Below are 10,668 nucleotides of genomic sequence, written 5' to 3' on the forward strand. Positions count from 1 at the left end.
ATATTTATGAATACAGAGGAAATGATGGGGAAGGTATTGCGGGAGGGGTATACAACCGGTGCAACAGCAACGGTTGCAATGAAGGCTGCAATTCTTGCCATTAAAGGAGAATTTCCCAAACAGGTAACGGTTTTATCGCCGCAGCGTACAGAAATTACACTGCCGGTGCAAAGCGCATCCGCTGAAAATAACATCGGGACAGCAACTGTATTGAAAGATGCTGGCGATGATTTGGACTGTACGAATGGAACTCCGATTGTGGTGACAGTGGAGTTGACTGATAAGTCAGGAATGGAACTGCGAGCCGGCAAAGGTGTAGGCACAGTTACTCGTCCGGGGCTGCAAGTGCAGGTTGGTCGCCCTGCTATTAATCCGGGACCGCAAATTATGCTTAGATACGTGTATGAGGAATTGATTGCCCCGGCTCATGGCTGTATCGTGACAATTAGCATTCCTAAGGGGGAAGAGTTAGCAAAACAGACCCTGAATCCCGCACTTGGAGTGGTTGGCGGAATTTCTGTTTTAGGAACTACGGGAATCGTTAAACCGATGAGTGAAGATGCATATAAAAGGTCGTTGGCCCCCCAGGTTCCTGTAGTCTGGGCCAGCGGGATCCGTACGGCGACTTTATGTCCCGGACGAATTGGTGAGCATGCAGCACAAATTATGGGAATACCTAAAGAATCGATTATAGAGACAAGTAATTATATCGGCTATATGATGGAACAATGTGTAGCTAAAGGTTTTGAAAAGATGCTTCTTATAGGGCATATGGGGAAATTGGTTAAAGTGGCGTCCGGAAGCTTTCATACATATAACCGGAACAGCGACGGACGGATGGAAACGATGGCAGCTTATGCGGCGATGAACGGAGCTGCTCCTGCCATAGTTCGTGAAATTATGGAATGCAATACTACAGATGGTGCGGCGCTTATTATTGCCCGAGAAGGCTATGACATGATTTATGGGCAGATGGCGGAACGAGCACAGGTTCGTGCGGAAAGGTATATTTTTGGCAAGGCCAGGGTAGGGATCGTTTTTGCGGGGTTGGATGGCACTGTTCAGGCTGTAAGCAGTCGGGCAAAAGAGATTTTGGAAGAGGAAAAATGGAACATACATTAATAGTAGCGGGGATAGGACCGGGAAGTAAAGAGTATATCCTGCCGAAGGCGTTGTCCGTAATTGAAAAGGCCCGCTACTTGGTCGGTGGACATCGTGCCTTGTCTGATTATGGTCATGCGGGGCAGGAAATGTATCCTATCACAGGAAAACTTTCTCTGCTTGCCGATTGGATGGAATCCGCACTAAAAAAAGATGATGTAGTTGTCATGGTGAGCGGAGATCCGGGATATTATAGTTTATTACCTTGGTTAAAAAAACGGTTTGCAGGAAATCCTATAGAAGTGATTCCGGGAATTTCATCGGTGCAGTCTGCATTTGCACTTATTACTGAACCCTGGCAGGGGGCATTATGGCTGTCATTTCATGGGCGTATCCCTGATGATGAGCAGCTGAGGTATGAAAAAGGGAAGAAAATGGCTTTCTTGACAGATCATGAACATAATCCGTCATATATCGCCAAATATTTAATAAAAAAAGGATGGCCAAAAGAAACTCGGGCCGCTGCTTGCGAACATATTTCATATGAAAATCAGCATATAAACACCGGTATGCTGAAAGAGATCACGATGCTGGACGGTTTTGGTGAATCTGTATTGGTGGTGATGGGATAATGTACACATTTGGAATTAATGATGAGGAATTTATAAGGGGAAAGGTGCCGATGACAAAGGCGGAAGTTCGCGCGATGATTATGGTTAAGGCACGGATTGCCCCTGAAGATACAGTGGTTGATATCGGTGCAGGAACTGGATCGATTACCGTTGAAGCAGCTCTTTGTGCAAATAAGGGGATTGTATATGCCATAGAAATGAATCCGGAAGGGATTGATTTAATTAAACAGAATGCAGAGAAGTTCGGTTGTAGGAATATCTATCCTGTTTTAGGAAGCGCGCCGGAGGCAATGGCGGAACTTCCTATGACGGATGTAGTAATTATCGGTGGTTCCGGTGGAAATATGCATGAAATTTTAAATAAGGCAACTAATATTTTGCGACCGGACGGACGAATCGTTCTGACTTCAGTTACTGCAGAGACGACGGGTGAAGTGGTGAATGAGTTCAAGGACAGACCGTTTACGTTTGACGGTTTTCAAATGCAGATTAACCGTTTAAGAAAGCTTGGCAGATATCATTTATTCAATCCGATGAGTCCAATATTTATTTTTACTGCTATAAAAAAAGAGGAGGTTTAATATGGCAAAAATTTATTTTATCGGAGCAGGTCCCGGAGATCCTGAATTAATTACAATAAAAGGTCAGCGGATTATTGCAGAGGCTGATGTAATTATTTATGCAGGTTCTCTTGTTAATCCGGAAATATTGAAATACGGAAAGAAGGATGTTCCCGTTTATAACAGCGCCATTATGAATTTAGATGAAGTGCTTAAGGTAGAATTAGAATCGATGCATAAAGGGAAAACGGTAGCACGTGTACATACGGGGGATCCTGCTATTTATGGTGCTATTCAGGAACAAATGGATGGGTTGCGTGCGGCAGGCGTGGCAGAAGAACAGATGGAAGTTGTCCCCGGGGTGAGTTCCTTTTTGGCAACAGCGGCAGCTCTCAAACAGGAATATACGCTTCCGAATATTTCCCAGACAATTATTATTACGCGTATGGAAGGCCGTACGCCTATGCCTGAAAAGGAAAAACTCTCTATGCTGGCACAGCATCAGGCAACGATGTGTATTTTTCTGTCTATCCAGGGAATCAATACAGTTATGTCGCAGCTGAAGGATGGCGGATATCCCGGAGATACACCGGTGGCGATTGTGGTTCGCGCTACTTGGCCGGATCAGAAGATTCTTCGTGGAACAATTGATACGATTGCTGATGTAATCCATGCGGAAGGTGTAGTACGGCAGGCAATGATTGTCGTTGGCCGTGTACTGGATACAGATTATGAGTTATCCAAATTATATGACAGCAGCTTTACGACTATGTTCCGTCAGGGAACCGATAAAAAATGAGGTATGCGATCATTTCCGTATCTGCAGAGGGGGCACGGCTAGGCCTTAGATTAAAAGCAACTCTAAAGGGAGATATCACATTATATGAGCATCAGGAATGTGCAAGCGGTGCGGAAGCCAATTATTTTAAGAAAACGGCAGCATTGACTTCTGAAATTTTTGGAAGGTATGATGGCCTGATTTATATCATGGCAGCCGGGATTGTGGTACGTTCTATCGCAGCCCATGTGGTGAGTAAGGCAAGTGATCCGGCCGTGCTTTGTATGGATGAATGTGGTAAGCATTGTATCTCCTTATTATCCGGACATTTGGGGGGAGCCAATAAGTTGACGCGTGAAGTCGCGGCAGCAATTGGTGCTGCCCCTGTCATCACTACGGCAACGGATGTGCATGAAAAAAGAGCGCCTGATGATATAGCCAGAGAGCTCATGATGCGCGTTGAACCGCTGGATACATTGAAACCCGTTAACAGCGTTATAGCTGCCGGGAAAAGATTTTCCTGGTTTCTGGATTATCAGGTGGAGGGGGCTAAATCTATACGAAAAAGGCTTCTTGATATAGGTATATCTTGTGCCAGCAGTGATCTGATAAATGAAAATGAGTTTGATGCCTGTGTAATTATCACGGAAAGAAATGTAAAATGTTCTAAGCCTTATGTGTACTTACGGCCTAAAAACTTATATGTTGGTATAGGATGTAAACGGGGAACTTCGGAAGCATTCATTAAAAAGGCCTTTTATGCAGCCTTGGAAAAGATAAATGTTTATACATATCAAGTGGCTTCATTGTCCAGTGTGAATCTTAAAGCCGATGAAAAAGGATTACTGGATTTTGCGAAACACATAGATAGGCCGATTCACTTTTATACAGTTGAAGAGCTAAGAGAAACGGAAGCAGAAAATCATATTGAGATATCAAAGTTTGTAGAAAAAACGATTGGAGTAGGAAACGTATGTCAGTCAGCAGCATTAAGAGAGTCCATGGGGGGGAAGACGCTTCTTCCGAAAACAAAATTTGCCAGTGTGACAATTGCTATTGCGGTGGGATTGTCCGTGTAGTTGGAATTGGGCCTGGACATGAAGCGGAAATGACAGAAAAAGCGATAAATGCTATTCAGGAATCCGATATTATTGTAGGGTACAATACATATATTACCCTCATTAAAGACAGGATTGCCGACAAAGAAATTGTAGGAAATGGGATGCGGCAGGAAGTGGATCGATGCCAGAAAGCAGTTGATTTAGCTATGGAAGGGCATAAAGTTGCGGTTATTTCTTCTGGAGACCCGGGCGTTTACGGCATGGCTGGACTTGTACTTGAACTTATTCAAAAAATTCCTGAAGAAAAACGTCCGAAGTGTGAAATTATTCCGGGGTTGACAGCTGCCAATACAGCTGCTGCAGCTTTGGGAGCTCCGTTGATGCACGACTATGCGGTAATCAGTTTAAGCGATCTGATGACGCCTTGGGAACAAATACAGAAACGGGCAAGCCTGGCAGCAGAAGGAGATTTTGTTATTGCCATTTACAATCCTAAGAGCCGTGGCCGTACGACCTATTTAGATCAGATTCGAAATATAGTCCTGCAATTCAGGAAACCTGGGACTCCGGTAGGGATTGTGAGAAAAGCAGGGCGTCCGGGAATGAATTGGACAATCAGTACTTTGGAGAAATTGCCTGAAGAAGATGTAGATATGCAGTCAACTGTTATTATCGGGAATAGTAACTCTTATATTGCTGATGGACATATCATCACTCCAAGGGGGTATAAGCTTTGATCTGGATTATTTCGGGAACGCAGGACGGCCGTGAGATAGGAGCGAAACTGGCAGACCGGGAAATAAATAAATCCCCGGAAAAGCGGCAGGAAATTCTTATGACTGTAGTAAGCCAATATGGTAAGGTATTAGCTGCCCACAAAGGGATTGATGTTGAAGTAGGGCGGTTCAAACAAGAGGACATGGTACGAATTATTAAGGAGAAGCATATAATCTTGATTCTTGATGCCAGCCATCCCTATGCGGCGATTGTGTCTGAAACAGCACGGAGTGCATGCAAGGCGGCTGGTATTGACTATGTACGGTTTGAACGTCCTGAGATTTTGCTTCCCGATTATGATAAACTTTATCATGCCAAGGATGAGTTTGAAGCAGCAGGCATGGCAGGAAAACTGGGGAAAAGTGTTCTTTTGACGACAGGATCTAAGACTTTATCAGCATTTGTCCATTCGGCGGCATTGAAGGGAAAGAAAATATGGGCAAGGGTGCTTCCTGTATCAGGAGTTATTAAATTGTGTGAGGATCTGGGGATGAAAGCCAAGCATATCTTAGCAATACAGGGGCCATTCTCTTATGAAATGAATTTGGCAATGATTCGTGATTACAAGGCTGATGTAATGGTTACTAAGAACAGCGGGCTTGTTGGCGGTAGTGACACAAAGCTTAGGGCGGCGATGGATGCGGGAATATCTGTAATCATTATTGACAAGCCTGCAGCTGATTTATCGGGCTTTCCTGTATTCTCGACACAGCAGGATATTTTAGATTATATGGAGGAATATTATGGATTTCATTAAGAACCCAAGAGCTATTGAAGAAAAGAGCATGGATCTGATCGATCCTTTTGTCAGTGATATAGATTTAACCTCAGAAGAAATTACTGTTTATTCACGTATGATTCATGCGTCCGGTGATGTGGACTATGGTCATCTGATTGCGACCAGCAAGGGGGCTGTCGCGGCGGGCATTGATGCTCTTGCGAAGGGATGTAATATTTATACTGATGTAAATATGGTAAAAGCGGGTATTAATAAGAATGCTCTGTCTGTATTGGGAGGAGAGGTGTTTTGCCGCGTATCCGATCCGGAAATCGCAAAAATTGCCAAAGAAAAAAATATAGCCCGCTCCATGGCTGCAATGAATTCTTTTGGGGCAGATTTAAACGGCTCAATTATCGGAGTGGGGAATGCACCGACGGCTCTGTATGAAGCTATTCGCATGGTGGAGGAAGACGGGATTAAACCGGCATTGATTATTGGCATTCCTGTTGGATTTGTCGGCGCGGCGGATTCTAAGGAACAACTTGTTAGAAAAGCTCCTTGTCCATTTATTACAGTAAGAGGAACAAAAGGGGGCAGCTCTATTGTTGCCTCTGTCATAAACGCATTAATGTTTAATCTTGTACAAAGAGATCACATGCTTTATGTACAGGGAAGAAAATGATGTTTTGTTATATTAATAAAACCTTGACAGAGTGAACAGAAGTAATAATATGATGATATACAGATTGGTTTTTATTGCTTTTTGTTTATGGTTATATTGCATGACTTTGTAGGAGGAACTGTTGGGTAAAGAATCGGATGCGGGTAAAACTAAGACACTACGGCTTATCATGTTAGGGGGATTTTTTTGCTTTACTTGTTGTGCAATGGTGGGAAGTCTTTTGTTTGGTTCAGCAAATATTTCATTTCAAACGATTTTACATACATTGATAGGGAATGTCAGTACAACGGATGAAATGGTTATTTGGAATATCCGTTTTCCAAGAAATATAGTTGGTGCATTAGTGGGAGGAAATTTGGCAGTTTCCGGTGCCATTCTTCAGGCGGTTATGAAAAATCCTTTAGCAGATCCGGGCATTGTAGGTGTATCCAGCGGAGCCGGTTTAGCAGGAGTTATTATGCTGATTTTTATGCCGGAAGCATCTCTGTTGCTTACTCCAGTGGCTTTTATCGGTGCTATGTTGTCCGCATGTGCTGTATATTCATTGGCGTGGAAAAATGGAATCAGGCCGACACGTATTATATTGGCCGGTGTAGCGGTCAGTGCATTTTTGGGGAGTGGCATTTCTGCACTTTTGGTTTTCTACTCTGATAAAGTGCAGGGAGCTCTTTTGTGGATGGTTGGCGGACTCTCGGCAAGAAGCTGGCCTCAAGTAGAGGCGCTCTTCCCATATACGGTTTTAGGACTCATTTTTGCATTAGCTGGATGTAAAGCATTAACAATTCTCAGCCTTGGAGATGAAACAGCAAGAGGGCTTGGTGTGCCGGTAGAAAAAGTACGATTTTCTATGACAGCAGTGGCGGCTTTATTAGCGGCAGGTGCTGTCAGTATAGCGGGACTTATCGGGTTTGTAGGACTTGTAGTTCCCCACATTGTCCGTCTCATCGTTGGAACGGATTATAAATATGTAATTCCCGGATCCGCTATACTGGGGGCAGGAGTTCTTGTTTTCTGTGATACATTAGGGCGAATACTTTTTTCACCGGTTGAGATTCCTGCAGGGATTATTATGGCCTTTCTAGGAGCTCCGTTTTTCCTGTATCTGTTAAGGAGGAGTTCATAATGGGGGATATAGCAATAAAAATATCGGATGTCCATTTGGCTTTTGGGAAGAATCGGGTTCTTAGAGGGGTGAGTGGGCAGATAAAAAAGGGGAGTATTGTCACTTTTCTGGGGAGAAATGGATGTGGAAAGTCGACGCTCTTAAAAATAGTGACAGGTAATTTAAAACCTGATGTAGGACGGGTTGAAGTAGCGGAAAAAGAGTTGAGTAGCTTTCATACCAATGAAATGGCCAGACAAGTAGCATTTTTACCGCAGGTGCATGAGATACCAAAGGATATGACTGCTGAAGAGCTGGTTTCATGCGGGCGATATCCATATCAACATTGGTGGACAGGCGTATCAACTCATGATAGAGATGTTATTCGAAGCGCGATGCAAAGAACGAATACTTTGCACTTAAAGGATAGATTGGCTGCCAACCTATCCGGAGGGGAACGTCAGCGGATTTGGATTGCAATGGCACTTGCACAAGAACCGAAAATTTTGATTCTTGACGAACCTACGACTTACTTAGATATCTGTCATCAGTTGGAAGTGCTGGAGTTGGTATCAAAACTTAATCGGGAAGAAAATATTACCATCATTATGGTTCTTCATGATATTAATCAGGCAGTACGATATTCTTCAGAAATTTTTGTGCTCGAAAATGGAATTATAGAAAGACAAGGAACTCCTATTGATGTAATGACTCATGATGCAATTGCAGATATTTTTGAAGTTGATGCAGATGTGGAAATGCGAAGAGGGCGGCCCAGTATTTCCATAAATGGATTACTTGATTAACGGATGTATTAAATTGAATACAATAAAAAACAGACTTGCAGAATGTGCTTTCAACTATTCTTACAAGTCTGTTTTTTATGAAAATTATTGGTGATATGCCAGATCAAGAAGTTGGTTCATTGCTTTTGGTGTGTTGACTCCGGGGTTCATAAGAAATAAATCAGAGGGAAGGAAATAAACTCGATTGTTTTTCACGGCTTGGATATTCGCCCAGGCCGGATTATCACGCATTTGCTCGTCCATTTTTTTGTTAATTTCTTCAGCCTTACCCATTGTTACTACAAAAATAATCTCCGGATCATCTGCGGAAAGTTGTTCCAGCGAATATGGAACTGTTTTTGTATCCAAGTTTATTTCTTTATGAGACAGAAGAACGTTATTCATCTTTAAACGTTCTGCCATGGACGCACAGATTGATTTCGGCGTTTCCGCCGTGACCGCCTTGCCGGTGGCCCTAAGTATGGCAATTTTTGCAGGTACATACTGCGAAGCATCTTTTTCCACTTTTTGAATATCCGCTTCATATTTCTTAATTATCTTATCGGCTTGTTCCGGTCTTCCATACACTTGTCCCAAAAATTTCATAAGTGGAATATTGTCATTGATTCCATCATAGTTGATCAAAAGATAAGGAATTTTATTGCTCTGAAGGAGTGATTCTAATTTCCCATTTTGCCCTTTTTCACCGAGAACGAGATCAGGATTAAGTTCTACGAGCTTTTCCATATTTATATGAGAAACTTGTCCCAATTCAGGTAAAGCTTTTGCAGAATCCGGTATGGGACTGGAAGTAGTCGGCCGAGCCAATGATGTTCCGCCAATCGCATATGCCATATTAAGCAGAGGAGCACTTAGTGTAACAATTCGCTTCGGTTGCGACTGCATGGTAATGCTTTGCTCTTTATAGTTGTAGATACTGGCGGAAGGATTTGCTGATTTTTGTAGCGTATTCCCGCAACCGGCGGCAGTAAGGCCTATGGCAGCAGCAAGAATAGCAACTTGGACCTTCTTCATGATAATCTCCTTTAGTTGTAATAGAAAAGAAAACCTCCGTCGAAAATGACGGAGGAATTTTTATATCAAAGAGTATTCCTCTCTTTAATATCTTATCACAAATTACTTCTTGAATGCAGCAAGGGCCTCATCAGCACGCTGTATGTACAGGGCACGAACATTTTCATTTTCCCCAAGACCGTGAATATAAGTATTTACTTTAAATCCTGCTTTTGTAAGAATACTCTTATGGCTATCTGGATCATCGCCTGCCATGTCATTGTTTGCGTGATCACCGGCGACCATCATAATTGGCATAAGGGTGACATTCTTAAACCCTTTTGCTTTTAGTTTCGGAATGACATCATCCAGATTTGGACGACCTTCAACAGAGTAAACAAATACATTATTCATCCCTAATTTTTCTATACGATCCTGAATGACAGAATAGTAAGCATTGCCCGGATGTGGTGTACCATGTGCCATAATAAGAGTAGCATCTTCTTTTCCCATAACAGGGAACTGGCTCTTTACTGCATTCAGGAAATCAACAACCTGATCCGGTTCCCCTTCTGTACCCTGGAAATACATGAGTGGGGTGGCAAGAGAGAGTTCTTTGAATTTAGACATCTGCATTTTTGTGATAATCGAATCATAGCTGTATTCCATGCCCGGGATAACATCCAAAGATACAACAGCAACACGGGTATATCCTTCAGCTTTAAGCTTGCTAAAAGCTTCTTCCGGAGTCATCTTCTGGATACCTTCTTTTGCTTTAACTCGATCAATAATGATGTGAGATGTATATGCTTCAAAGACCGGGATATCAGGATGAGCTTTCTGAATAGCTGCTTCTACAGCATCAATTGTTTTCGCACGGGTATTAGCAAAAGTAGTACCAAATGTCATAACAAGAATGGCATCCTTGTTTTTCAGATTCTGGAGATCCGGGTTTGAATGGTGCCATACACCGATGGTGGAAGCTTCTCTGAGTGCTGGAGTAACGTCTTTTACTTCAGCATTCAATTCATAAGCACTCGCAGAGAAACCCACACCAAACACACATAATGCTGCTACTGAAGCGGACAGAATTGCTTTCATACTTTTCTTCATGAATATCACTCCTTAGTAAAATACCTGCATAACAGGTTAATCGTCAGTTTTTATTACCACAAATAAGAAATTTCCCTTAAACTTATTTTTGGTTTTATAAAAACTGCACTTTTTAAGATATATTATATATTAATACACGAAAGACACTAAGTCAATTAAAAACTGTTTACATTACCATAAATCTAGAATAAATTCAAACAAGAGTATAAGAATCATGCGAGCCATACTTGTATGGATATGATTTACTGTGAAATGGATATGATTTACTGTGAAAATGTATTATATAATATATTATGTAGAAAAATAAGAGCTCACTTCTTGGTTTAAACATATGGTACAATA

12 protein-coding genes are annotated in these 10,668 nt (G+C 42.3%); 10 read left to right on the forward strand and 2 right to left on the reverse strand.

Annotated features, from left to right (window positions below):
• Positions 1 to 21 precede the first annotated feature (21 nt).
• The 10 genes from cbiD (at position 22) to GCWU000321_RS00530 (ending at position 8,220) form a co-directional block, all read left to right on the forward strand.
• Positions 22 to 1,122, forward strand: a complete 1,101-nt coding sequence (cbiD, locus tag GCWU000321_RS00485; RefSeq protein ID WP_244835019.1) for a cobalt-precorrin-5B (C(1))-methyltransferase CbiD — start codon at positions 22 to 24, stop codon at positions 1,120 to 1,122.
• Positions 1,107 to 1,733 (forward strand): precorrin-6y C5,15-methyltransferase (decarboxylating) subunit CbiE, encoded by a 627-nt coding sequence (cbiE, locus tag GCWU000321_RS00490; RefSeq protein WP_007069096.1) that lies wholly within the window; start codon positions 1,107 to 1,109, stop codon positions 1,731 to 1,733. Before cbiD ends, cbiE begins: the two co-directional genes overlap by 16 nt.
• Positions 1,733 to 2,314 (forward strand): precorrin-6Y C5,15-methyltransferase (decarboxylating) subunit CbiT, encoded by a 582-nt coding sequence (gene cbiT / locus GCWU000321_RS00495; RefSeq protein ID WP_007069097.1) that lies wholly within the window; start codon positions 1,733 to 1,735, stop codon positions 2,312 to 2,314. The genes cbiE and cbiT overlap by 1 nt, the downstream gene beginning before the upstream one ends.
• Before the next feature lies 1 nt (position 2,315).
• Entirely contained in the window at positions 2,316 to 3,092 is a 777-nt protein-coding gene (gene cobM / locus GCWU000321_RS00500; RefSeq protein WP_007069098.1) for a precorrin-4 C(11)-methyltransferase, read from the forward strand.
• On the forward strand, positions 3,089 to 4,150 hold the full coding sequence (locus GCWU000321_RS00505; RefSeq protein ID WP_007069099.1) for a cobalt-precorrin 5A hydrolase: 1,062 nt from the start codon (positions 3,089 to 3,091) through the stop codon (positions 4,148 to 4,150). The genes cobM and GCWU000321_RS00505 overlap by 4 nt, the downstream gene beginning before the upstream one ends.
• Before the next feature lie 29 nt (positions 4,151 to 4,179).
• Positions 4,180 to 4,869 (forward strand): precorrin-3B C(17)-methyltransferase, encoded by a 690-nt coding sequence (gene cobJ / locus GCWU000321_RS00510; protein ID WP_007069100.1) that lies wholly within the window; start codon positions 4,180 to 4,182, stop codon positions 4,867 to 4,869.
• Positions 4,866 to 5,666, forward strand: coding sequence for a precorrin-6A reductase (gene cobK / locus GCWU000321_RS00515; RefSeq protein ID WP_007069101.1), 801 nt, complete (start codon positions 4,866 to 4,868; stop codon positions 5,664 to 5,666). The genes cobJ and cobK overlap by 4 nt, the downstream gene beginning before the upstream one ends.
• Positions 5,653 to 6,312 carry a precorrin-8X methylmutase gene (locus GCWU000321_RS00520; RefSeq protein ID WP_007069102.1) on the forward strand — a complete coding sequence of 220 codons (660 nt, stop codon included), beginning with the start codon at positions 5,653 to 5,655 and terminating at the stop codon, positions 6,310 to 6,312. Before cobK ends, GCWU000321_RS00520 begins: the two co-directional genes overlap by 14 nt.
• 169 nt (positions 6,313 to 6,481) lie before the next feature.
• Positions 6,482 to 7,435 (forward strand): FecCD family ABC transporter permease, encoded by a 954-nt coding sequence (locus GCWU000321_RS00525; protein ID WP_050754536.1) that lies wholly within the window; start codon positions 6,482 to 6,484, stop codon positions 7,433 to 7,435.
• Positions 7,435 to 8,220 carry an ABC transporter ATP-binding protein gene (locus GCWU000321_RS00530; RefSeq protein ID WP_007069104.1) on the forward strand — a complete coding sequence of 262 codons (786 nt, stop codon included), beginning with the start codon at positions 7,435 to 7,437 and terminating at the stop codon, positions 8,218 to 8,220. The genes GCWU000321_RS00525 and GCWU000321_RS00530 overlap by 1 nt, the downstream gene beginning before the upstream one ends.
• 84 nt (positions 8,221 to 8,304) lie before the next feature.
• Here the strand turns inward: GCWU000321_RS00530 and GCWU000321_RS00535 are convergent, their stop codons facing one another.
• Positions 8,305 to 9,234, reverse strand: coding sequence for an ABC transporter substrate-binding protein (locus GCWU000321_RS00535; protein ID WP_007069105.1), 930 nt, complete (start codon positions 9,232 to 9,234; stop codon positions 8,305 to 8,307).
• A gap of 102 nt (positions 9,235 to 9,336) precedes the next feature.
• Positions 9,337 to 10,326, reverse strand: coding sequence for a sirohydrochlorin cobaltochelatase (locus tag GCWU000321_RS00540; RefSeq protein WP_007069106.1), 990 nt, complete (start codon positions 10,324 to 10,326; stop codon positions 9,337 to 9,339).
• Between the last annotated feature and the right edge of the window lie 342 nt (positions 10,327 to 10,668).

Origin of the sequence: Dialister invisus DSM 15470, from assembly GCF_000160055.1 — a bacterium.
In the GTDB taxonomy this organism is placed as follows: domain Bacteria; phylum Bacillota; class Negativicutes; order Veillonellales; family Dialisteraceae; genus Dialister; species Dialister invisus.

Excerpts from the sequence above, each read along its gene's own strand:
- cbiD (WP_244835019.1), top strand. The coding sequence starts at position 22 with ATGATGGGGAAGGTATTGCGGGAGGGGTATACAACCGGTGCAACAGCA.
- cbiE (WP_007069096.1), top strand. The coding sequence starts at position 1,107 with ATGGAACATACATTAATAGTAGCGGGGATAGGACCGGGAAGTAAAGAG.
- cbiT (WP_007069097.1), top strand. The coding sequence starts at position 1,733 with ATGTACACATTTGGAATTAATGATGAGGAATTTATAAGGGGAAAGGTG.
- cobM (WP_007069098.1), top strand. The coding sequence starts at position 2,316 with ATGGCAAAAATTTATTTTATCGGAGCAGGTCCCGGAGATCCTGAATTA.
- GCWU000321_RS00505 (WP_007069099.1), top strand. The coding sequence starts at position 3,089 with ATGAGGTATGCGATCATTTCCGTATCTGCAGAGGGGGCACGGCTAGGC.
- cobJ (WP_007069100.1), top strand. The coding sequence starts at position 4,180 with ATGACAGAAAAAGCGATAAATGCTATTCAGGAATCCGATATTATTGTA.
- GCWU000321_RS00520 (WP_007069102.1), top strand. The coding sequence starts at position 5,653 with ATGGATTTCATTAAGAACCCAAGAGCTATTGAAGAAAAGAGCATGGAT.
- GCWU000321_RS00525 (WP_050754536.1), top strand. The coding sequence starts at position 6,482 with ATGTTAGGGGGATTTTTTTGCTTTACTTGTTGTGCAATGGTGGGAAGT.
- GCWU000321_RS00530 (WP_007069104.1), top strand. The coding sequence starts at position 7,435 with ATGGGGGATATAGCAATAAAAATATCGGATGTCCATTTGGCTTTTGGG.
- GCWU000321_RS00535 (WP_007069105.1), bottom strand. The coding sequence starts at position 9,234 with ATGAAGAAGGTCCAAGTTGCTATTCTTGCTGCTGCCATAGGCCTTACT.
- GCWU000321_RS00540 (WP_007069106.1), bottom strand. The coding sequence starts at position 10,326 with ATGAAGAAAAGTATGAAAGCAATTCTGTCCGCTTCAGTAGCAGCATTA.